Genomic DNA, 21,830 nt, shown 5'->3' on the forward strand with positions numbered 1-21,830 from the left:
AGCGTTATCGCTAAGCTTAAATTAAGCTTGGCCTTTCACTTCTTTCAGACCGTTGAACGGTGCACGTTCACCCAGCGCTTCCTCGATACGGATCAGCTGGTTGTACTTAGCAACACGGTCAGAACGGCTCATAGAACCAGTCTTGATTTGACCAGCCGCAGTACCTACCGCCAGGTCAGCGATAGTTGCGTCTTCAGTTTCACCTGAACGGTGCGAGATAACCGCAGTGTAACCTGCATCTTTAGCCATCTTGATAGCAGCCAGAGTTTCAGTCAGAGAACCGATCTGGTTGAATTTGATCAGGATAGAGTTAGCGATGCCTTTCTCGATACCTTCAGCCAGGATCTTAGTGTTAGTTACGAACAGGTCGTCACCAACCAGTTGGATTTTGTCGCCCAGCAGTTTAGTTTGGTGTGCGAAACCGTCCCAGTCAGACTCGTCCAGACCGTCTTCGATAGAAACGATTGGGTACTCAGCAACCAGGCCTTCCAGGTAGTGGTTGAACTCTTCAGAAGTGAATTTCTTGCCTTCACCTTTAAGGTCGTAGATACCTTCTTCTTTGTTGTAGAACTCAGAAGCTGCACAGTCCATCGCCAGAGTTACGTCTTTGCCCAGCTCGTAGCCAGCCAGCTCAACTGCTTCTTTGATTGCAGCCAGAGCAGCAGCGTTAGATTCCAGGTTAGGAGCGAAACCACCTTCGTCACCAACTGCAGTGTTCAGGCCTTTGCCTTTCAGTACTTTAGCCAGATTGTGGAATACTTCAGCACCGATGCGCAGCGCTTCTTTCAGGGTTGCAGCGCCAACTGGCTGAATCATGAATTCCTGGATATCAACGTTGTTATCTGCGTGCTCACCACCGTTGATGATGTTCATCATAGGCAGAGGCATAGAGAACTGGCCAGGAGTACCGTTCAGTTCAGCGATGTGTTCGAACAGTGGCATGCCTTTGGCAGCTGCCGCTGCTTTAGCGTTCGCCAGTGACACAGCCAGAATCGCGTTTGCACCGAAGTTAGATTTGTTGTCAGTACCGTCCAGGTCGATCATCACTTGGTCGATGTCTGCTTGAGCTTTGGCATCTTTACCAACCAGAGCTTCTGCGATTGGACCGTTTACTGCAGCAATCGCTTTCAGTACACCTTTACCCAGGAAACGAGATTTGTCGCCATCGCGCAGCTCAAGAGCTTCACGAGAACCAGTAGATGCACCAGATGGTGCAGCAGCCATACCTACGAATCCGCCTTCTAGGTGAACTTCTGCTTCTACCGTTGGGTTACCACGTGAGTCGATAATTTCACGACCTAGAACTTTAACGATCTTAGACATTAATGATTCCTCTCATTTAAATTTAAATGTCAAAATTAAAGGGCAGCAGCACAGCCTTCGCAACTGCCCGTATCCTTTTACTTGTCTTCGCTGCGCTGGTACTCGCCGGCAGCCTTCACGAAACCTGAGAACAGTGGATGTCCGTCACGAGGTGTCGAGGTAAATTCAGGGTGGAACTGAGCAGCAACAAACCATGGGTGATCCGGGTTTTCGATCATCTCTACCAGTTTCTTGTCTGCCGACAAGCCGGAAACTTTCAGGCCGGCTTTTTCAATTTGTGGACGCAGGTTGTTGTTCACTTCGTAGCGGTGGCGGTGACGCTCGTGAATAGTGGTGCTACCGTACATTTCGTAAGCTTTTGAACCTTTCGCCAGGTGACACAGCTGTGAACCCAGACGCATCGTACCGCCCAGATCTGACGTTTCAGTGCGCTCTTCTACGTTGCCTTCTTTGTCGACCCACTCAGTGATCAGGCCAACAACCGGGTATTTGGTTTCTTTGTTAAATTCGGTTGAATGCGCACCTTCCATACCGGCCACGTTGCGCGCGTATTCGATCAGCGCCACCTGCATACCCAGACAGATACCCAGGTAAGGCACTTTGTTTTCACGCGCGTACTGAGCCGCACGGATCTTACCTTCAATACCGCGGTCACCGAAGCCGCCAGGAACCAGGATCGCGTCCAGGCCTTCCAGCACTTCAACACCTCTGGTTTCCACATCCTGTGAATCAACGTACTTGATATTCACGCTCAGGCGATTTTTCAGGCCGGCGTGTTTCAGAGCTTCGTTGACGGATTTGTAAGCATCAGGCAGTTCGATATATTTACCCACCATACCAATGGTCACTTCACTGGTAGGGTTGGCTTCTTCATAGATTACCTGTTCCCATTCAGACAGGTCCGCTTCCGGAGCTTCAATACCAAAGCGTGCGCAAACCAGGTCATCCAACCCTTGCGAGCGGATCAGTTGCGGGATCTTATAGATCGAGTCGACGTCTTTCATCGAGATAACCGCTTTTTCTGATACGTTACAGAACAGGGCGATTTTCTTACGCTCGTTGGCAGGAATAATACGGTCACTGCGGCAAACCAGAATATCTGGCTGAATACCGATCGACAGTAACTCTTTTACAGAGTGCTGGGTTGGTTTGGTTTTCACTTCGCCCGCTGCTGCCAGGTAAGGAACCAGCGTCAGGTGCATGAACATCGCGTTTTCGCGGCCAACTTCGATCGCTAGCTGACGAATAGCTTCCATGAATGGTAGTGACTCGATGTCACCCACAGTACCGCCCACTTCAACGATAGCGATATCGTGGCCTTCAGAGCCAGCAATCACACGATCTTTGATCGCATTAGTAATATGAGGAATAACCTGAATGGTTGCACCCAGGTAGTCGCCACGACGCTCTTTGCGTAGAACGTCAGCGTAAACACGACCGGCGGTAAAGTTGTTGCGCTTGGTCATTTTGGTACGAATGAAACGCTCGTAGTGACCAAGGTCTAGGTCAGTTTCCGCGCCATCTTCCGTAACGAACACTTCACCGTGTTGAGTTGGGCTCATGGTGCCTGGATCAACGTTGATGTAAGGGTCAAGCTTCATCATGGTCACTTTAAGACCACGAGCTTCTAGAATCGCTGCAAGGGATGCCGCTGCAATACCTTTACCTAGAGAGGATACAACCCCGCCAGTAACAAAAATATAATTTGTCGTCATGTTTAACCTGAAATTGGTTGAATGAGGGAAATGGATTTCTTCTGGACGGGACCAAACTATACCAGAACCCTTTTACCGCCACAACGTGAAATCTATCACACTGCGTTTTTTTATTTTTTGCTTCAAATCAAATCACACGGTGTCTCAATCTGCCTTTATGCGTCGGGATGACCGTCTTAATTGATCACAATGTCGGCTATTTTTCTTGCCGTTTGACCCGCTGCCAGTGCGATTCAAGCTCATCAAGTGAGCACTCTTCCAGTCCTTTATTCTGCTCCGCCACCATCCGCTCTACCTGCTGGAAACGGCGAGTAAACTTATTGTTCGCTTTCGCCAATGCCGCTTCAGGGTCGGTGTTCAGATGCCTGGCCAGGTTGACGGTGGCAAACAGCAGGTCACCCAACTCTTCTTCAATCGCCACCGCATCGACGTCCACTTGCCGTGCTTCCTGCATCACCTCGTCCAGCTCTTCAGCGACTTTCTCGGCTACCGGGCCTAATGTTGGCCAGTCAAAGCCCACTTTGGCGCATTGGCGCTGAATTTTATTGGCTTTGGCCAAGGACGGCAGCGAATTAGGAACTGAGTCTAGGATACTTTGTGCTGTTTTGCCCGCCCGGGCTTTTTCTTTCGCCTTTTCCGCTTCCCAGTTGGCGTGAATTTGCGCTTCATTCTCAAATTCGATTTCGCCAAACACATGGGGGTGGCGGCGGGTCAGTTTTTCATTGACCCCTTCCACCACCTGGGCAAAATCAAACAGCTCCTGCTCTTTCGCCAACTGACTATAAAAGATTACCTGAAACAGTAGATCACCCAGCTCTTCTTTGAGGTTTGACCAGTCCTGGTTATGGATGGCGTCCACCACTTCATAGGTCTCCTCAATGGTGTGGGGAACGATAGTGTCGAACGTCTGCTGCAAATCCCAGGGACAGCCGTGTTGCGGATCCCGTAGCCGGGCCATGATCTCCACCAATTGTTCAATAGAATGACTCATTGCTTACTTCCCTTCCGATTGCTTAGTGTCACTTCAGCAGAAACAGAAAGGGTGGGCAACTGCGCGCCCACCCTCAATGAAGACTGACAGTGGCGGTTATCCGAGTCGTTTAACCGACATCACGTCTTTGATTTGTTCCACCCGTTTACTGACCCGGTTCAGCACTTCGACGCTGTTGACTTCCAGGTCAAAGTCCATAATCGACATCTGATTACGGTAATCAACCCGGCTCTTCATGCTAACCACTTTGACTTTTTCGTTGGCAAACAAGGTAGTGATGTCTTTCAGCAACCCACCTCGTTCCAAGGCCTCGACCCGTACGGTCAGCATATAACTGCCGACGAAACCGCTGCCCCAGACGGTGTCGATGATCCGCTCCGGTGCGTGATGACGCAGCTCATCCAACTGCTCGCAATCCGCCCGGTGAACTGAAATACCCCGCCCCTGAGTGATATATCCACAGATTTCATCACCCGGGATCGGCTGGCAACAGCGGGCCAGATGGGTCATCAGGTTATCGACCCCTTCCACCACCACGGCATCTTTCTTCGGCCGCTGCGGCGCCGAACCACGCGTCTCCGCTTCCTGCAGTTTTTCCAGCGCCTGCTGATCTTCTTCTTCGGCGGTCGGTTTATTCACCAGCGCGTTGATGTGGTTAATGATCTGGTTAATACGCAAATCACCGCTACCGACACCGACGTACAGTTCGTCTGCCGAGTTAACATTAAAACGTTTTAGCGCATAAACCTCGGCATCTTTCAGCGTGGCACCAATTTTGGCCAACTCGGCTTCCAGGATTTCCCGACCAGCCTCGAGGTTTTTCTCCCGGCTCTGCTTACGGAACCAGGCGTTGATTTTCGCCCTGGCCCGACCGGAATGGACGAACCCCGTAGACGGGTTGAGCCAGTCACGGGATGGGTTGGGCTCTTTGGAGGTAATGATTTCCACCTGATCGCCCATCTGCAATTTGTGGGTAAAGGGGACTATACGCCCGCCAACTTTAGCGCCGATGCAGCGATGACCGACCTCAGAGTGAATATGGTAGGCGAAATCGAGTGGCGTCGCGCCCATCGGCAGATCCACCACATCACCGCGCGGGGTAAAGGCGTAAACCCGATCATCAAACACCTGACTGCGTAGTTCATCGAGCATCTCACCGGAATCGGACATCTCTTCCTGCCAATCCAGCAGTTTACGTAGCCAGGTGATTTTTTCATCATAGCCGCTGCGGCCGCTGCCACCTTCTTTGTATTTCCAGTGCGCCGCCACACCGAGTTCAGACTCTTCGTGCATCTGCTTGGTGCGGATCTGGATTTCGATGGTTTTACCTTCCGGCCCCAGGATCACGGTGTGGATCGACTGATAGCCGTTCGGTTTCGGATTGGCGACATAGTCGTCAAACTCGCTGGGCAGGTGCTTGTATTTGGTATGTACGACGCCGAGTGCGGCATAACAGTCCTGCAACTGATCGGCAATAATACGCACCGCCCGGACATCAAACAGTTCATCGAACGCCAGGCTCTTTTTCTGCATCTTGCGCCAGATACTGTAGATGTGTTTCGGCCGGCCACTGACTTCGGCTTTGATGCCGCAGGCGTGCATTTCAGTGGAGAGATCGTCGACGAAATCCTTGATGTACTGCTCGCGTACAATGCGCCGCTCAGACAGCTGCTTGGCGATCTGTTTATAGGTTTCCGGTTGCTGGTAACGGAAGGCGTAATCTTCGATTTCCCATTTGAGCTGACCGATACCAAGCCGGTTGGCGAGCGGGGCATAGATATTGGCACATTCACGGGCTGCCGCGCGGCGCACTTCATCCGGCGCTTGTTTGACTTCGATCAGATTGCAGATACGTTCGGCCAGCTTGATGACCACGCAGCGGAAATCATCCACCATGGCCAGCAACATGCGACGTACGTTGTCGACCTGAGACGAGGCCGCGTTGCCTTGCAGACCTGAATTCAGCTGGCCGATGGCCGCCATCTCTTCCACGCCTTCAATCAGCTTGACGATCTCTTTACTGTATTTTTCTTCCAGTTGTTCTCTGTCCAGCGCACCACTGGATACCAGAGGGAATAGCTGCGCCGCCACCAGTGTTGCCTGATCCATCGACAGCGTCACCAGGATTTCGATCATCTCCCGGCCACGCCACAACAGCAGTGAGCAGTCTTCACGCTCAGCCGCTTGTTCGACACAGAAGCTGTACACCTCCGCGAGCTTATCTGCTGTCTTTTTTGGTTGTGCTAACCCGGCAATCCACTTCTCCAAAGCGAATTGCTCATCCTGATTTAAATGTGCGCTTCTTACCGCAACCATCTTACTTTCGTCCTAGTATTTGTTCGCTAGTCTAGCCACCCAAGATCACCGGATTAGGTAGCTACTGTTGTTTTTCAAAGAGTGCCATTGATTCCATATGGCTGGTATGGGGAAACATATCCAGCATGCCGAGTCGGGTCAACTGGTAGCCCTGTGCAATGAGACTCTGGCTGTCTCTCGCTAGAGTAGCAGGATTGCAGGAAACATAAACCACCCGCTCTGCTCCGAGACGGCCAACCTGATCAATCACGCCCGCGGCACCGGCCCGGGCCGGATCGAGCAGGATTTTGTTAAACTGTTGCTGAGCCCAAGGCTGGCTGGTCAAATCCTGTTCCAGATTCGCCTGATAGAAACGGGCATTGTCTAACTGGTTTAATGCCGCGTTCTGCGCCGCTTTTACCACCATAGCGTCGACCCCTTCCACACCAATGACTTCCTGGCATAGTCTGGCGATTGGCAGGCTGAAGTTACCCAGGCCGCAAAACAGGTCCAATACCCTATCCTCACCATCGAGTTGCAGCCAGTCCATTGCCTGCTGCACCATCTGACGATTGACGTCCTGATTAACCTGAATGAAATTATTGGGTGCGAACTCAATCTGACAGCCGGTTTCCTGATAAATTCCCGGCTCTCCGGCAATCAGATCCAACTGACCGGATTCCGGCATCAGATATACGCTCAGTTGATGCTGCTCTGCCAGGTTTAGCAATTGCTGGCGGTCTTTTTCCGCCAGTGGCTTCAGGTGGCGCAGCACCACTATCCGCTGATTGTCGCCTGCAACCAGTTCCAGATGGCCAAGATGTTCCGGCTGACTGAACTGACTCAGGATTAGCTTTAGTGGTGGCAGTAATTGGTTCAGTGACTGCTCCAAGACCGGACATTGCTCAATGTCAGTAATTCGCTGGCTCTGTTTCTGACGGAAACCAAACTGCAGCTGACGACTCTTTCGATCCCATTTCAGGCTGACTCTCGCCCGGCGGCGGTAGGCGCGATCCCCACCGGTCAGCGGTGGCTCCAGGGCGATATTCTGGTCAGCAAAGCGCTGCATCATTTGCTGCAATACGTCTTGTTTGTAATCAAGCTGGGCAGGACGAACCAGATGCTGCAGGTTGCAACCGCCACACTGGCTGTAGTGAGGACAAAACGGCGCCTGACGCTGCTCGCTACTGCTGAGCAACTTAATCAGCTGACCACGGGCGTATTTGCTCTTGGTTTCCGTCACTTGTATCACGGCCGTTTCTTGCGGCAACACCCCTTCCACAAACAGCGGCTTGCGGTTCAGGTAAGCGATCCCAGCCCCGTGGTGGTCCAGCTTTTCAAACTGCAGCTGCTGATGTTTTTGAGTCGGAGAAGGGCTTTTCTTGGGTTGAAAAAAACGCGCCATGCTGAATGCCTACACTGTCAATATGTTACTGATGAGTCTCCCAGGGTCACTATTTACGCCCAGGGAGATTGTCGAACCGCGCGGTCTTGATTAAGCTAAGGCCAGCAACCAGTTTCGAGATAGGGGCTATTGTCCCACATCCACACCACGATGTTTAGACCATAATGACCAGATACGGCTTACGCGCCCGCGTGATAACACTGACGCTTGCACCGACTTTAATCATCGGATTGTTTCTCAGTACTTTTTTTTCCTACAATCGCTACCAGGATCTGGAAAAGCAAGTGATCGACTCCGGCTATTCGATTGTCGAGCCATTGGCCATTGCCAGCGTTGACGGGCTGAAAAATCAGAGCCGCGAACTGGTGCGGCGCATCATCAGTTATACCCACCGGAAAAATTCAAAATTCGTGCGCAGTATCGCGGTATTCGATGCCAATCACGACCTGTTTGTGACCTCCAATTTCCATCCGGATTTTGAGTCGCTGACCTTACCGCGTGACATGCCGATCCCGCTGTTGGTCAGCGCCGACATCCACGGCAACACCATGATCCTGCGCGCGCCAATCGTCAGTGAAACCGCGTTTACTTCACCAATGGAAGGGCGCAACTCCGCCAACCAGGCGCTGGGATATATCTCGGTGGAGCTGGATCTGTCACCGCTGCGACTGCAGCAGTATCAGGAACTGATTTCGGCAGTGGTCGTGCTGCTGGCCGGGATAGGCTTATCGGCCGTGTTTGCCTTCCGGCTGATGTATGACGTTACCCGCCCCATCAGTCATATGAAAAATATGGTTGACCGGATCCGGCGTGGTCACCTGGATGTACGGATTGAAGGTAAAATGCACGGCGAGCTGGATTCGCTGAAAAACGGTATCAATGCCATGGCGGTGTCCTTATCTGAATACCATGTCGAAATGCAGCACAGTATCGACCAGGCCACGTCCGACCTGCGTGAAACCCTGGAGCAGCTGGAAATTCAGAACGTGGAACTGGATATCGCCAAAAAACGCGCTCAGGAAGCCGCGCGAGTGAAATCAGAGTTCCTGGCCAATATGTCCCACGAACTGCGCACGCCGCTGAACGGGGTGATCGGTTTTACCCGCCAGATGCTGAAAACTAAGCTGACCGAAAGCCAGAAAGACTACCTGCAGACCATTGAAAAATCAGCCAATAACCTGCTCAACATCATCAATGACATCCTGGATTTCTCCAAACTGGAAGCCGGCAAACTGGCACTGGAGAATATCCCGTTTGATTTCCAGGAGAGTCTGGAAGAAGTGGTCAACCTGCAGGCACCATCCGCGCACGAGAAAGGGCTGGAGCTGACACTGAAAGTAGACCCTAAAGTGCCCAATGGGCTGGTTGGCGACCCGCTGCGGATTCAGCAGGTGCTGACTAACCTGGTGGGTAACTCGATCAAATTTACCGAGCGCGGCAATATCGATATCAGTATTGAGCTGCGCTCGCAAAAAGACGATACCGTTGAGCTGCAATTTATGGTGCGCGATACCGGTATTGGTATCTCCGAGCGCCAGCAAGCACAGCTGTTCCAGGCATTCAGCCAGGCTGATGCCAGTATTTCCCGCCGCTATGGCGGTACCGGTCTCGGCCTGGTGATCACCCAGAAACTGGTCGGGCAGATGGGTGGCGAAATCAGCCTCACCAGCCGGCTGCACCAGGGTTCCACGTTCTGGTTCACCCTGCGCCTGCACAGCACCGATATGCCGATGAGTGAAATCGTTAACGCCTCAGCGCTGAACCAGAAACAGCTGCTGTTGATCGAGCCCAACATGCAGGCCGCATCTGTGGTGCAACAGTTCCTGATCCAGGAAAAACTGCTGGTGACCTACCGCTCCGCGCTGCCGGAAAAACCGGAGCCGTATGACTATGTGTTGCTCAATCTCTCTCCGGCGCGGCAGAACAACCGGGCTGAAGTCAATCGCTGGGTAGAACAGGCGCTGAAATGCGCGCCGCAGGTGATCGTCGGCACCCCGAGCACCGCGCTGGCCCTGTCAGACTATTTGATCGAAAAGTACCAGGTCCAGTGTCTCACCAAGCCGTTATCGCGGCGTAAGTTACTCCAGGCGCTGCTGGCGAATCTGACCGATACCCTGGTCGCACAAGAGGAGCCGCTGGAGTTTATCCAGAGTGAAAAACTGCCACTGACCGTCATGGCGGTCGACGACAACCCGGCCAACCTGAAGCTGATCAGTGCCCTGCTGCAAGAACAGGTCGACCATATCATTACTTGCAGCAATGGTCTGGATGCGGTGGAGCAGGCAAAATCCAATCACTTTGACGTGATCCTGATGGACATTCAGATGCCGCATATGGACGGCGTTACCGCTTGTGCTGAAATCAAAAAGACCGAACTGAACGGCAATACCCCGGTGATTGCCGTCACCGCCCACGCCATGAGTGGTGAACGGGACCGATTACTCAAAGCCGGTATGGATGATTATCTGACTAAACCGATTGAAGAGCACGTCCTGCACCAGGTATTGATGCACTGGAGCCCGGTCAGCGAACAGACTCAGGTCGACAAACTGGATATTGTGCATCCTCCCGAGCCAGAGGCGGAAGCCGCTGAAAATGAAGAACACGGCAATATCATTATCGACTGGCAGGCCGCCCTGAAGCAGTCAGCCAACAAACAGGACCTGGCCAAAGAGATGTTGCAGATGTTGGTCGACTATATCCGCGAGGTCACTGAGCATGTCGAGCAGGTACTTGACCAGGAACAACCGGATATCGAACTGCTGATCCACCATATCCATAAACTGCACGGCAGTTGTTCTTACTGTGGGGTGCCACGGCTGAAAAAAGTGTGCGCCGTGCTGGAGCAGGCGCTGCGTTCCGGCTCCAGCGTCGAAGACGTAGAACCCGAACTGTTTGAATTGCAGGACGAAATGGAAAAAGTGACCGCCAGTGCCGAACCTTACCTGTCGGATTCGTAAATCACGGTAGCGACCGCGTAAAAGCGTTCATCGGAGATCGACAGGTGAACCGAACTCACCTGCAGCTGGGCCGCCAGTTGCTGCGCCTTTCCGGACAAGGTCAGCAGCGGCTTACCGTTGTCATCATTACTGACGCAGAAATCATGGAAGCTGACCCCGTGTGCGATGCCGGTGCCGAGCGCTTTGGATGCCGCCTCTTTGGCGGCAAAACGTTTGGCAACAAAGCGGGCCTGCTGTTTCAGGCTGTGATACGTCGCCATCTCCTCAGCGGTAAGGATCCGTTCGGCAAAAGCCTCACCGGAACGGGACAACGCTTTTTCCACCCGCTCGATTTCTGCGATGTCAGTGCCTAACCCAACGATAGCCATCGGCGCTTATTTCCGCGCCGCGACCATGGCCGCTTTCATATCCGCTACGGCCGCATGCAGCCCATCAAATACCGCCCGGCCGATGATCGAGTGACCAATATTCAGCTCGTAGATTTCCGGCAGCGCGGCAATCGGTGCGACGTTGTGATAGGTCAGACCATGACCGGCATTGACGGTAATCCCCAGGCTGTGCGCATAGCTGGCTCCGGCAGCAATTTTCTTCAGTTCATCCTGCTGCTCTTGCTCATTGGTCGCATCGGCGTAATGGCCGGTATGCAGCTCAATAAATGGCGCGCCGCAAGCTTTGGCCGCATCGATCTGCTGGCGGTCAGCATCGATAAACAGCGATACTTTGATGCCCGCTTCGGTCAACGTCTGGGTGGCCGCTTTGACTTTTTCCAGCTGGCCCGCCACATCTAACCCACCTTCGGTGGTCAGTTCTTCACGCTTTTCCGGCACCAGGCAGACATATTCCGGCTGGGTTTTCAGCGCGATCTCGACCATTTCGTCGGTCACCGCCATTTCCAGATTCATTCGGGTCTGAATGGTCTCACGCAATATACGGACATCACGGTCGAGAATGTGGCGGCGGTCTTCACGCAGGTGGATGGTGATGCCGTCCGCGCCAGCACGCTCGGCGATTTCCGCCGCATGAACCGGGTCCGGGTACTTGGTACCGCGAGCGTTGCGCAGAGTTGCGATGTGATCGATGTTGACGCCTAGGTAGATTGAGCTCATTTATTATTACTCCTTGCTCTGGGAACCGCCTGGCTATGGATAAACAGCTCCCTGCTCTTTAAAGGTTTGCCGCCAAGATAAGGCTTTAGCGCAGTACGTGTAAAGCGTTTTGCGGCCTGCAGTTGTTCTTTAGTGACAAAGCGCCGCTCGCTGATGGCGATCAGCTGCTCGCCAGTGAACGTCAGGTTATCGTTGCGCACTGAGGCGATAAAGCCCTTCTGCTCCCGGTAGCGATAAGTCATAGATGCTTCTACCGCTTCGCCGCTACCGGCGCAATGGAGAAAATCAACGCCATAACCGAGCGCCGACAGCAACGCCAGTTCAAACCGGCGCAGCGCCGGTTCCGGATTGTCACACTGGGCCAGTTCGGTTAATGCGTGCAGGTAGTCGTGAAACAGCGCCGGCATTGCCACTTCACTGGCCAGTACCCGGCACAGTAGCTCGTTAACGTACATGGCCGAATAGAGGGTGATCCCCGCCAATGGCAGTCCGAGACTGATGGCTTCAGCCTGGCGCAGGGTTTTCATCTGTCCCTGCCCCGACCACTTTAACAGCAAAGGGGTAAAGGGCTGCAATGCCCCTTTCAGGTTAGAACGTTTACTGCGCGCCCCTTTCGCCATCAGGGTTATCCGGCCATACTCTTCGCTGAATACATCCAGGATCAGGCTGGTTTCACTGTAAGGGCGCCGATGCAACACAAAGCCGCGCTGCAGTCCCTGCGCCGACGAGTCGTAACGGCCCGATTGTGAAGAATAGTTCGCCAATGCTTTGTCTTCCTTTGCAGACGAAAAAAGGAGCCAGTGGCTCCTTTTCAATACACGATGTCGGGAGCGCGCGGCCGCTAACCGAAATTATTTGTCCAGGTCGTCGATATAACCAAGTGAGCGCAGGGCTCGTTCATCATCGGCCCAGCCGGATTTCACTTTGACCCAGGTTTCCAGGAACACTTTGCGGCCAAACAGCTCTTCCATATCCAGCCGTGCTTCACGGCCAATGGTTTTGATTTTCTCGCCACCTTTGCCGATCACCATCTTCTTCTGGCCGTTGCGCTCAACCAGGATCAGAGCATTGATATGGAATCCGTCCGTTTCCGGGTTGTAATCGAAACGTTCGATTTCAACCGTGACCGAGTACGGCAGTTCATCGCCGGTAAAGCGCATCAGTTTTTCACGGACAATTTCCGAGGCCATAAAACGCTGCGAACGGTCGGTCACATACTCTTCCGGAAAGTGGTGCACAGCCTTTGGCAGGTGGTCACGCACGTGCTGGCGAATCACATCGATATTTTTGCCATGTTTAGCTGAAATCGGCACCACATCGACAAAATCCATCTTCTTCGACATTTCCAGCATGTGTACCATCACGTCATTGCGGTCTTTGACGTTATCAACTTTGTTGACGCACAGCACCACCGGGAAGTTGGCTTTCTGCAGCTTGTTCAGCACCATTTCATCGTCGTTGGTCCAGTGGGTACCGTCGACCAGAAACAGCACCAGGTTAACATCGCTCAGCGAGGAGTTGGCGGCACGGTTCATCAGACGGTTGATGGCGCGTTTCTCTTCGATGTGCAGTCCCGGCGTGTCGACGTAGATCGCCTGGTAATCCCCTTCAGTATCCACGCCCATGATCCGGTGGCGGGTCGTCTGGGGTTTACGCGACGTAATGGAAATTTTCTGGCCCAGGATCCGGTTCAGCAGGGTCGACTTACCCACATTGGGCCGGCCTACGATCGCGACAAAGCCGCAATGCTGATTCTCCGGGCTCGCTGCAGGCGCACTGGAAGAGAAGTACGCGTCGATATCAAATTCGTTATCTGCCATTAGTCAGTTGCTCTAATGCTGTGTCCGCAGCCGCCTGTTCTGCCTTGCGACGACTGGTTCCTTTACCCACAACAGGCGCTTCCAGGCCTGCGACTTCACACGCAACCGTAAATTCCTGGTTGTGTGCCTCACCTTTAATATTAGTCACTGTGTACAGTGGCAACGGCTTTCTGCGCCCCTGCAGAAATTCCTGCAGGCGGGTTTTCGGATCTTTTTGTGATACACCCGGTTTGATCGCTTCAAGTCGGCTCTGGTACCAGCTAAGGATAATCGCCCGCACCGATTCGATATCACTATCGAGATAGATGGCGCCGATAATGGCCTCGACTGCGTCTGCCAGGATAGAGTCACGGCGGAAGCCACCGCTTTTTAACTCGCCTGGACCTAATTTTAAGTAATCTCCCAGATCAAATTCACGACCCAGCTCGGCTAACGTATTGCCACGTACCAGAGTGGCACGCATGCGGCTCATATCCCCTTCATTCACTTTTGGAAAACGGTGATACAAGTCGTCAGCGATGACAAAACTTAAAATTGAATCGCCCAGAAATTCAAGACGCTCATTATGTTTACCATTGGCGCTGCGATGGGTCAGCGCCAGGTTGATCAGCTCAGCATCATTAAACTGATAGCCGAGCTTACGTTCTAATTTTGCTACAGGAGAAGTCATACTCTCTCTAACTTTTGGGGTCTGAGTTACTCAGACTAGTTAATACCACCGATGCGGTTAAAACGCACCCCGGTTGGAATCCAAGACGGCAATACGCTGTTGGCATCGCGCTCAAATTCAAAACTGATCCAGATGCCGACCGCTTTACCAACCAGGTTGGCTTCCGGTACGAAGCCCCAGTAACGGCTGTCGGCACTGTTGTCACGGTTGTCGCCCATGACGAAATACTGTCCTTTTGGCACTACCCACTCATTGACGCCGCTGCGCGGTTGGTACGCTTCAACCCGATCACGACGCAGCGGATGGATCAGTACCTGGTGTTTGACCTCGCCCAGCTGTTCATCCAGCTGCATCAACGGAATACCGTTCTGGACAAATTCACTTTCCTGGACGTTGGACAGTTTGATCGGCTCACATTTCGCCTGTCCCTGCGGCTTGATGCAGATCTGCTTACGAGCACTGTAGCGCACGGTATCACCCGGCATCCCCACTACCCGTTTGATATAGTCAATGTTCGGCTGCGGCGGATATTTAAACACCACGATATCGCCCCGTTCCGGTTTGCCGGTTTCCACCAGCTGCTTCTGCCATACCGGATCTTTCAGTCCGTAGGCGTATTTTTCCACCAGGATAAAATCCCCCACCAGCAAGGTTGGCATCATCGAGCCGGACGGGATTTGAAACGGTTCGTAAATAAAGGTTCTCAGTACCAATACGGCAGCTATCACAGGGAAAATTGAGACGCTGTTCTCAACCCACCATGGTTGAGCCGCCACTTTTTGGGCCGTGCTGTCGTCTAGGCCATTAGTCTGCGCTGCTACCTGCGCCACTCTCAACTGACGTTTTTTCGCCCAGACCAGTTTTTCCAGCACCCAAACCACGCCGGTCAGCAACGTTACCACGACCAGGATCAGTGAAAATGTATTAGCCATTGAGTTCCCTTATTCTAAAAATACGAAAGTGAAAGAGCCGGGACTCTTTCACTTGTCTGTTAAGTTTTCAGCCGGACAGGACAGCGAATTAATCTTTGCCTACGTGCAAAATCGCCAGGAAGGCTTCTTGCGGCAGCTCAACGTTACCGATCTGCTTCATCCGCTTTTTACCTTCTTTCTGCTTCTTCAGCAGTTTTTTCTTCCGGCTGACGTCACCACCATAACATTTGGCGATTACGTTTTTACGCAATTGCTTAACGGTCGAACGGGCAATAATATGGTTGCCGATCGCCGCCTGAATCGCGATATCAAACATTTGACGAGGAATAAATTCCTTCATTTTTTCAACCAGCTGACGTCCACGGGTCTGGGATTGATCTTTGTGGGTGATCAGCGCCAGCGCATCAACGCGGTCACCGTTCAGCAGCACATCCACCCGCACCATATCCGACTCTTCGAAGCGCTGGAAGTTATAATCGAGCGAGGCATAGCCGCGTGAGGTTGACTTCAGGCGGTCGAAGAAATCCAGTACCACTTCCGCCATCGGAATATCGTAAGTGACCGCGACCTGATTACCGTGGTAAACCATGTCGACCTGAACACCACGTTTTTCAACACACAGGGTGATCACGTTCCCCAGGTAGTCAGACGGCACCAGAATATTACAGCGGGCGATCGGTTCACGGATTTCATTGATATCGTTCACCGCTGGCAGTTTAGCCGGACTGTCAACGTAGAGAGTCTCACCGTCGGTTTTCGCCACTTCATACACTACCGTTGGTGCGGTAGTGATCAGATCCAGGTCGTATTCACGCTCTAGGCGCTCCTGAATGATCTCCATATGCAGCATGCCAAGGAAACCACAACGGAAACCAAAGCCCAGCGCGGCAGAGTTTTCTGGCTCATAGAACAGTGAGGCATCGTTCAGGCTCAGTTTGCCCAGCGCGTCACGGAAGTTTTCATAATCATCCGACGAGACCGGGAACAAGCCGGCATAGACCTGAGGTTTAACTTTTTTAAAGCCCGGCAACGGCTTGTCACAGCCATGCTTGGCCAGAGTCAGGGTATCACCCACCGGCGCGCCGAGAATATCTTTGATGCCGCAGACAACCCAGCCTACCTCGCCGGTGTTCAGCTCAGTTTTATCAACCTGCTTCGGTGTAAAGATCCCAAGACGGTCCACGCCCCAGGTCTGGCCGGTGCTCATCACTTTGATCTTATCGTTTTTCTTCAGAGAGCCATTTTTAATTCGTACCAGTGACACCACGCCGAGGTAGTTATCAAACCAGGAATCGATGATCAGCGCCTGCAGCGGCGCATCCGGATCGCCTTCCGGCGCTGGAATCGCGGAAACGATGTTTTCCAGCACATCTTCTACGCCAAGACCGGTTTTCGCTGAGCAACGGGTCGCTTCCATCGCATCAATACCAACGATATCTTCGATTTCTTCTGCTACCCGCTCGGGTTCTGCTGCCGGCAAATCGATTTTATTCAGGATTGGCACCACTTCCAGGTCCATCTCAATGGCGGTATAGCAGTTGGCCAAAGTCTGAGCTTCTACGCCCTGCCCGGCATCGACCACCAGCAGTGCACCTTCACAGGCGGCCAGTGAGCGGGAAACTTCGTAAGAGAAATCCACGTGTCCCGGAGTGTCGATAAAGTTTAACTGGTATGTTTGACCATCTTTGGCGTGATAATCGAGTGTCACACTTTGCGCTTTGATGGTGATCCCGCGTTCACGCTCCAGATCCATTGAGTCAAGAACCTGAGCTTCCATTTCGCGGTCACTTAACCCGCCGCAAACTTGGATTAAGCGGTCTGATAAGGTGGATTTACCGTGGTCGATATGGGCGATGATCGAAAAGTTACGAATGTGCTTCATAGATTTGGCGTGACTAACTCTTGTAAAATATCAAAATAAGAAAGCCGTCGGCTGACGGCATTTCAATCAAGTTGGCCGATTCTACCCAATTTCTTGCCGCTTGGCACTAGCTAATTGGTTCACCCAACACCCTGACCAATACTACCTGCTGCCTGGAACTCTGTTCCAGCCGCGACGACCAGCGTTTAGCCATCAGTACTCCGGCAGCCGCAGAGGCAAAAGCGGCCAGAATAACAATGCCTTCGCCCAGGTTAAGCCAGGGAGCCAGAATGGTGCTCGCCAGTCCAGCCCCCATCATCAGCATGATCAAAGGCAACAGGTAGACCAACGCAGCGGATTGAAGCAGCGAACGTTCGGGCAAACCGATTTCTACCACCTGACCGACTTTGACCGGCTGATCGGTATTCAGGCTCCAGTGCAAATTACGGTTACCTATCGCTTTCGACACCACACCGGTGCCACAGCTTTTTTGCGAGGCGCAACTGCTGCAGCTGGTCTGCTGCTGGCAATCCAGTTCAAGCTGATAGCCGTGCCGCTGTTTTGACACCGACGCGACGGTGGCTAACGCAGTCATCATGGCGTGGTGTCCTCTTGACGCTGAAACGTGACCGACTGAGCGATACGCTGGGCAGTCGACGGTGGAATATCACCGACGACAGACACCTCACGGTCACCAATCACCATACTGTGTAGTGTTCTTCGCCCCTGGCGAACCAGTTGGTTTTTCAACGAGTGTTCGTCTTTTGGCGAGATGTAGATGGAAAAGTTGAATAAACCATCCGAATACATCCGGCTTTCCACCAGCCGGTCCGATATTGCCATCCGGTAACGATTCAGCTCTTTGGCAATAAAGCCATTCGGGGTCCAGCCTACCGTCCAGTAAGTCTGGTCCAGGTTTCCGTCAGGAAGAGACAACACTTCTGGCAACTGGACCTGATTTAAGCCTGCCATGACCTGGGCGATTTGATCATTCACTGTGAAGGAAATGGTTCGATACTGCTCCAGTACTTCGCCGTCCCGATCCACCAGATCAGCACGCAGCGGTAACTTGCTCAGCTCATCAACCCACAACACATAGGAATAGCGCAGGCCGTCTTTCGGCACCACACGTAAAACCTGACAAGCCGTTCCGGCTTCGCGCGCCCTACCGACCTGGATAAAGTCGTAGTAACGGCCCAACTGGTCAACATTGCTATTTAGCAGCGGCATGGTCGGTGCCACCATAGTCCCGGACTGAATCGAAAATGGTTCCACCCCGGGTTCGATGTAACTGACTTCCCCGCCGCGACGAATGACTTCTCTTATCGGCCCACTGAGGTACAAAAGGTGAGCCAGGTGCTTGCCTTCAGCCATCGCATGTCGATACAGCAGTGGCTCAATACTGTTTTTCTTAATCAGGATATAGGAGAGTTCATAGTTGAGTTGCTGACTGGCTTCGTTCATTTGATGCAACAAAGCCTCTGCAGAGGGTTGCTCCGCAAAGGCCTGGTTGATATTCAAACTGAACAGCGTCAGCGCACTGATCAGGAGTTTTTTCATTCGACTACCGGTTCGCTCACATCTTGATGTTGTACATCGGACTCACTGTTAAGTCTGAGTTGCAGCTCATAATCTTGCAGCATGGCATTGATACGGCGACGCTGTTCCTGCAACTTCACTTCACTGTTTGATTGCTGTTGACGCACAGATTCCCGTGTCAGACTGACCGGTTCGGCACTGCCGGCAAACGGAATGGTCTGCAGCACCGGAATTTGATCTGCCTGAGTCTGAACAGCATCTGAGCCCCCGTACTGTTGTACACCCAGGATGACCGCCAGGGAGACACAAGCCGCCATCGCCACCTGACCGAATTGATTCAGCCATGCTGGTAAATGGCGCTTAGCCTGTTGAGGCGTCGGCTGGGATTCGCTCGGCTGGCGGGAGAAATCCACCACAGTCGAGCTGGAATCAAAGCTACCGTGGGCAGGCTCACTTTCCAGTGCAGCTGCGACACTTTCAGCAATATTCCATTGCGGTACAGCAGGAGCCTCTCCACGCATGACGTCACCAATTAAGTGGTAATTCTTCCACTTGGTTTGGCTTTCCTGGTCAAGCTCGAGCTCCGAAATCAGAACCTTGTCGACCAACTCTCCATCCATGAGCGCTGAAAGTCTTTCTTTGTCAGCCATTATTTTCACCATAATGAGTACAGGTTTAGCGTTGCATAAGCGGTTTAATTTTCTTTTCCACCGCTTCTCGTGCTCGGAAAATGCGCGAACGCACTGTCCCAACGGGGCAATCCATCACATCAGCGATCTCTTCGTAACTTAAACCATCCAGTTCACGTAAGGTGATCGCTGTTTTTAAATCTTCTGGCAGTGCTTCAATCGCACTGAAAACTACTCGCTTCAACTCGTTGGACAACGTTAAGTTTTCAGGGTTCGATATTTCTTTTAACGCACTGCCTGTTTCGTAATATTCAGCTTCTTCAGCATCGACATCGGTCGCTGGCGGCCGGCGGCCCTGGGCTACGATGTGATTTTTAGCGGTATTAACAGCAATTCGATATAGCCAAGTGTAAAACGCACTCTCACCTCGAAAACTGGGGATCGCACGATAGGCTTTGATAAAGGCCTCTTGGGCTACATCGGCGACATCACCCGGGTTACTGATATAACGCGAGATAAGGTTGCATACTTTATTCTGATATCTCAGCACCAATAAGTTAAAAGCTTGCTTATCCCCACTCTGAACTCGCTCAATCAAGACTTGATCGGTCAACTGCTCGTTCATTCGAGCGCGCACTCCTATTTGTTATCGACTCTTATCCTCTCAGATATGAGTATTAATTATGTAATATCTAGTATTGACACCACCGCTTACAAGAGCACTATTGTGACTCTGCAAAATAATCAAAGTTCAAAACTTTCTTTATTTTTGCTTATGTGATGACCTGAAATACTCTTTATCACTAAATATTGAGGATGATGGGTAAGAAAAGCAATGCCATTAAACAACAATTCATGTTTGTGCAGTGGTATGATTGTTGAAATCAGATTGGATTTGGGGTGGTAACACTCTCTTTAAGTTGGGAAATCAAGACCGCTATGAGCGTAAACCGGGAACATCAGTGTGATGTGTTAGTAATTGGAAGTGGGGCTGCGGGACTGTCGCTGGCATTGCGCATTGCTAATAAAGCGAAAGTTATCGTATTGAGTAAAGGGCCGCGCAGTGAAGGGGCAACCTATTACGCGCAAGGCGGTATCGCGGCGGTGTTCGACGAATCAGACAGTATTGAGTCGCATGTTCAGGATACCTTGATCGCCGGCGCAGGTCTGTGTGATGAGAATACGGTTCGCTTTATTGCTGAACATGCCAAAGAATCGGTTCAGTGGCTGATCGACGGCGGGGTACCATTTGATCGTGAAGAGAACGATACTGATGATCATCCACGCTACCACCTCACCCGAGAAGGGGGCCACAGCCATCGTCGTATCCTTCACGCTGCTGACGCAACCGGCATGGCGATGCAAACCTCACTACAGGATAACGTCCACAACCACCCAAATATTACCATTCTCGAACGCCACAATGCGCTGGATTTAATCACCGAAGATAAAGTCGGCGGTAAGCGCAATAAAGTAGTCGGTGCTTACATCTGGAACCGCAACCGTGAGCACGTTGAAACCGTCAGAGCAAAATTCGTGGTTCTGGCCACCGGCGGCGCTTCCAAAGTGTACCAGTACACCTCCAACCCGGACGTTTCGTCCGGCGACGGCATCGCTATCGCCTGGCGGGCCGGTTGTCGCGTCGCCAACTTGGAGTTTAACCAGTTTCACCCAACCTGCCTGTTCCACCCGGAAGCGCGCAATTTCCTGCTGACGGAAGCTCTAAGAGGTGAAGGGGCATACCTGAGACGCCCTGACGGCAGCCGCTTTATGCTCGATTTCGACGAGCGCGCCGAACTGGCACCGCGCGACGTGGTCGCCCGGGCCATCGACTTTGAAATGAAACGTCTCGGTGCCGACTGCATGTACCTGGATATCAGCCATAAGCCGGCTGATTTTATCGAGAAACATTTCCCGACCATCCACATGCGCCTGCAGGATCTCGGCATTGATATGACCAAAGAGCCGATCCCTATCGTTCCGGCCGCACACTATACCTGTGGCGGTGTAATGGTGAATCAGCAGGGCCAGACCGACCTGGATCAGCTGTATGCCATCGGAGAAGTCAGTTACACCGGCCTGCATGGTGCTAACCGCATGGCCTCCAACAGCCTGCTGGAGTGTGTGGTTTACGCCTGGTCTGCAGCGCAGGATATTCTGAGTAAACTCGATAAGGCCACCTTACCACCTGCGCTACCACATTGGGATGAAAGCCAGGTCACCTGTTCGGATGAAGAAGTCGTCATCCAACACAACTGGCACGAACTGCGGCTGTTTATGTGGGATTACATGGGTATCGTCCGGACAGACAAACGCCTGGAGCGCGCGCTGCGCCGCATCCAACTGCTGCAACAGGAGACGCACGAATACTACAGCAATTTTCGGGTGTCCAATAACCTGCTCGAGCTGCGTAACTTACTGCAGGTGGCCGAGTTGATGGTGCGCTGCGCGATGCAGCGGAAAGAAAGCCGCGGACTGCACTACACGCTGGATTATCCGGAACTGGACCAAAATAGTTCAGCGACAATTCTCAGCCCGGGAGATTTCTGATCTCCTCAATCCCAAGTTACACCATTTACCAGGG

General features: G+C 52.4%; 18 protein-coding genes. 2 read left to right on the forward strand and 16 right to left on the reverse strand.

Annotation, left to right across the window (positions count from 1 at the left end; all coding sequences use genetic code 11):
- Nucleotides 1-21 precede the first annotated feature (21 nt).
- The 5 genes from eno to rlmD all read right to left on the reverse strand — a co-directional run bounded on the left by eno (nucleotide 22) and on the right by rlmD (nucleotide 7,729).
- Nucleotides 22-1,323, reverse strand: a complete 1,302-nt coding sequence (gene eno / locus ACQY6F_RS06285) for a phosphopyruvate hydratase (RefSeq protein WP_428773018.1) — start codon at nucleotides 1,321-1,323, stop codon at nucleotides 22-24.
- Between the two features lie 77 nt (nucleotides 1,324-1,400).
- Nucleotides 1,401-3,038 (reverse strand): CTP synthase, encoded by a 1,638-nt coding sequence (locus ACQY6F_RS06290; protein ID WP_428773020.1) that lies wholly within the window; start codon nucleotides 3,036-3,038, stop codon nucleotides 1,401-1,403.
- Nucleotides 3,039-3,234: 196 nt separating this feature from the next.
- Complete coding sequence (mazG, locus tag ACQY6F_RS06295) at nucleotides 3,235-4,029, reverse strand: nucleoside triphosphate pyrophosphohydrolase (protein WP_428773022.1); 795 nt, start codon at nucleotides 4,027-4,029, stop codon at nucleotides 3,235-3,237.
- A gap of 96 nt (nucleotides 4,030-4,125) precedes the next feature.
- Entirely contained in the window at nucleotides 4,126-6,345 is a 2,220-nt protein-coding gene (gene relA, locus ACQY6F_RS06300; RefSeq protein ID WP_428773023.1) for a GTP diphosphokinase, read from the reverse strand.
- A gap of 61 nt (nucleotides 6,346-6,406) precedes the next feature.
- On the reverse strand, nucleotides 6,407-7,729 hold the full coding sequence (gene rlmD, locus ACQY6F_RS06305; RefSeq protein ID WP_428773024.1) for a 23S rRNA (uracil(1939)-C(5))-methyltransferase RlmD: 1,323 nt from the start codon (nucleotides 7,727-7,729) through the stop codon (nucleotides 6,407-6,409).
- 164 nt (nucleotides 7,730-7,893) lie between these two features.
- On the opposite strand from rlmD, the gene barA reads away from it, so the two are divergent.
- Nucleotides 7,894-10,689: a two-component sensor histidine kinase BarA gene (barA, locus tag ACQY6F_RS06310; RefSeq protein WP_428773026.1), complete on the forward strand. Its 2,796-nt coding sequence runs from the start codon at nucleotides 7,894-7,896 to the stop codon at nucleotides 10,687-10,689.
- Here barA and acpS read toward each other — a convergent pair.
- The 11 genes from acpS to rpoE all read right to left on the reverse strand — a co-directional run bounded on the left by acpS (nucleotide 10,671) and on the right by rpoE (nucleotide 19,871).
- Nucleotides 10,671-11,057, reverse strand: coding sequence for a holo-ACP synthase (acpS, locus tag ACQY6F_RS06315; protein ID WP_428773027.1), 387 nt, complete (start codon nucleotides 11,055-11,057; stop codon nucleotides 10,671-10,673). The two genes, barA and acpS, sit on opposite strands and share 19 nt — an antisense overlap.
- Before the next feature lie 6 nt (nucleotides 11,058-11,063).
- The gene (pdxJ, locus tag ACQY6F_RS06320) at nucleotides 11,064-11,795 is read right to left on the reverse strand and encodes a pyridoxine 5'-phosphate synthase (RefSeq protein WP_428773028.1); all 732 of its coding nucleotides are present in this window, start codon (nucleotides 11,793-11,795) and stop codon (nucleotides 11,064-11,066) included.
- The gene (gene recO / locus ACQY6F_RS06325) at nucleotides 11,792-12,559 is read right to left on the reverse strand and encodes a DNA repair protein RecO (protein ID WP_428773029.1); all 768 of its coding nucleotides are present in this window, start codon (nucleotides 12,557-12,559) and stop codon (nucleotides 11,792-11,794) included. Before recO ends, pdxJ begins: the two co-directional genes overlap by 4 nt.
- A gap of 87 nt (nucleotides 12,560-12,646) precedes the next feature.
- Nucleotides 12,647-13,615: a GTPase Era gene (era, locus tag ACQY6F_RS06330; protein WP_428773030.1), complete on the reverse strand. Its 969-nt coding sequence runs from the start codon at nucleotides 13,613-13,615 to the stop codon at nucleotides 12,647-12,649.
- Nucleotides 13,605-14,285: a ribonuclease III gene (gene rnc / locus ACQY6F_RS06335; protein ID WP_428773031.1), complete on the reverse strand. Its 681-nt coding sequence runs from the start codon at nucleotides 14,283-14,285 to the stop codon at nucleotides 13,605-13,607. Before rnc ends, era begins: the two co-directional genes overlap by 11 nt.
- Before the next feature lie 35 nt (nucleotides 14,286-14,320).
- Nucleotides 14,321-15,217, reverse strand: coding sequence for a signal peptidase I (gene lepB, locus ACQY6F_RS06340; RefSeq protein ID WP_428773033.1), 897 nt, complete (start codon nucleotides 15,215-15,217; stop codon nucleotides 14,321-14,323).
- Nucleotides 15,218-15,305: 88 nt separating this feature from the next.
- Complete coding sequence (gene lepA, locus ACQY6F_RS06345) at nucleotides 15,306-17,099, reverse strand: translation elongation factor 4 (protein ID WP_428773035.1); 1,794 nt, start codon at nucleotides 17,097-17,099, stop codon at nucleotides 15,306-15,308.
- Between the two features lie 106 nt (nucleotides 17,100-17,205).
- A complete protein-coding gene (locus ACQY6F_RS06350; RefSeq protein WP_428773037.1) occupies nucleotides 17,206-17,676 on the reverse strand; it encodes a SoxR reducing system RseC family protein in 471 nt (156 codons plus the stop codon).
- Complete coding sequence (gene rseB, locus ACQY6F_RS06355) at nucleotides 17,673-18,638, reverse strand: sigma-E factor regulatory protein RseB (RefSeq protein WP_428773038.1); 966 nt, start codon at nucleotides 18,636-18,638, stop codon at nucleotides 17,673-17,675. The genes ACQY6F_RS06350 and rseB overlap by 4 nt, the downstream gene beginning before the upstream one ends.
- On the reverse strand, nucleotides 18,635-19,267 hold the full coding sequence (locus tag ACQY6F_RS06360) for an RseA family anti-sigma factor (RefSeq protein ID WP_428773040.1): 633 nt from the start codon (nucleotides 19,265-19,267) through the stop codon (nucleotides 18,635-18,637). The genes rseB and ACQY6F_RS06360 overlap by 4 nt, the downstream gene beginning before the upstream one ends.
- Nucleotides 19,268-19,292: 25 nt before the next feature.
- A complete protein-coding gene (gene rpoE, locus ACQY6F_RS06365; RefSeq protein ID WP_428773042.1) occupies nucleotides 19,293-19,871 on the reverse strand; it encodes an RNA polymerase sigma factor RpoE in 579 nt (192 codons plus the stop codon).
- 314 nt (nucleotides 19,872-20,185) lie between these two features.
- On the opposite strand from rpoE, the gene nadB reads away from it, so the two are divergent.
- On the forward strand, nucleotides 20,186-21,796 hold the full coding sequence (gene nadB / locus ACQY6F_RS06370) for an L-aspartate oxidase (RefSeq protein WP_428773082.1): 1,611 nt from the start codon (nucleotides 20,186-20,188) through the stop codon (nucleotides 21,794-21,796).
- The last annotated feature ends 34 nt before the right edge of the window (nucleotides 21,797-21,830 follow it).

The sequence above is a fragment of the Vibrio sp. genome (assembly GCF_050299255.1).
In the GTDB taxonomy this organism is placed as follows: domain Bacteria; phylum Pseudomonadota; class Gammaproteobacteria; order Enterobacterales; family Vibrionaceae; genus Vibrio.

What these genes read in the sequence shown, in the direction of transcription:
- eno (WP_428773018.1), bottom strand. Translation starts at nt 1,323, where the DNA reads ATGTCTAAGATCGTTAAAGTTCTAGGTCGTGAAATTATCGACTCACGT.
- ACQY6F_RS06290 (WP_428773020.1), bottom strand. Translation starts at nt 3,038, where the DNA reads ATGACGACAAATTATATTTTTGTTACTGGCGGGGTTGTATCCTCTCTA.
- mazG (WP_428773022.1), bottom strand. Translation starts at nt 4,029, where the DNA reads ATGAGTCATTCTATTGAACAATTGGTGGAGATCATGGCCCGGCTACGG.
- relA (WP_428773023.1), bottom strand. Translation starts at nt 6,345, where the DNA reads ATGGTTGCGGTAAGAAGCGCACATTTAAATCAGGATGAGCAATTCGCT.
- rlmD (WP_428773024.1), bottom strand. Translation starts at nt 7,729, where the DNA reads ATGGCGCGTTTTTTTCAACCCAAGAAAAGCCCTTCTCCGACTCAAAAA.
- barA (WP_428773026.1), top strand. Translation starts at nt 7,894, where the DNA reads ATGACCAGATACGGCTTACGCGCCCGCGTGATAACACTGACGCTTGCA.
- acpS (WP_428773027.1), bottom strand. Translation starts at nt 11,057, where the DNA reads ATGGCTATCGTTGGGTTAGGCACTGACATCGCAGAAATCGAGCGGGTG.
- pdxJ (WP_428773028.1), bottom strand. Translation starts at nt 11,795, where the DNA reads ATGAGCTCAATCTACCTAGGCGTCAACATCGATCACATCGCAACTCTG.
- era (WP_428773030.1), bottom strand. Translation starts at nt 13,615, where the DNA reads ATGGCAGATAACGAATTTGATATCGACGCGTACTTCTCTTCCAGTGCG.
- rnc (WP_428773031.1), bottom strand. Translation starts at nt 14,285, where the DNA reads ATGACTTCTCCTGTAGCAAAATTAGAACGTAAGCTCGGCTATCAGTTT.
- lepB (WP_428773033.1), bottom strand. Translation starts at nt 15,217, where the DNA reads ATGGCTAATACATTTTCACTGATCCTGGTCGTGGTAACGTTGCTGACC.
- lepA (WP_428773035.1), bottom strand. Translation starts at nt 17,099, where the DNA reads ATGAAGCACATTCGTAACTTTTCGATCATCGCCCATATCGACCACGGT.
- ACQY6F_RS06350 (WP_428773037.1), bottom strand. Translation starts at nt 17,676, where the DNA reads ATGATGACTGCGTTAGCCACCGTCGCGTCGGTGTCAAAACAGCGGCAC.
- rseB (WP_428773038.1), bottom strand. Translation starts at nt 18,638, where the DNA reads ATGAAAAAACTCCTGATCAGTGCGCTGACGCTGTTCAGTTTGAATATC.
- ACQY6F_RS06360 (WP_428773040.1), bottom strand. Translation starts at nt 19,267, where the DNA reads ATGGCTGACAAAGAAAGACTTTCAGCGCTCATGGATGGAGAGTTGGTC.
- rpoE (WP_428773042.1), bottom strand. Translation starts at nt 19,871, where the DNA reads ATGAACGAGCAGTTGACCGATCAAGTCTTGATTGAGCGAGTTCAGAGT.
- nadB (WP_428773082.1), top strand. Translation starts at nt 20,186, where the DNA reads ATGAGCGTAAACCGGGAACATCAGTGTGATGTGTTAGTAATTGGAAGT.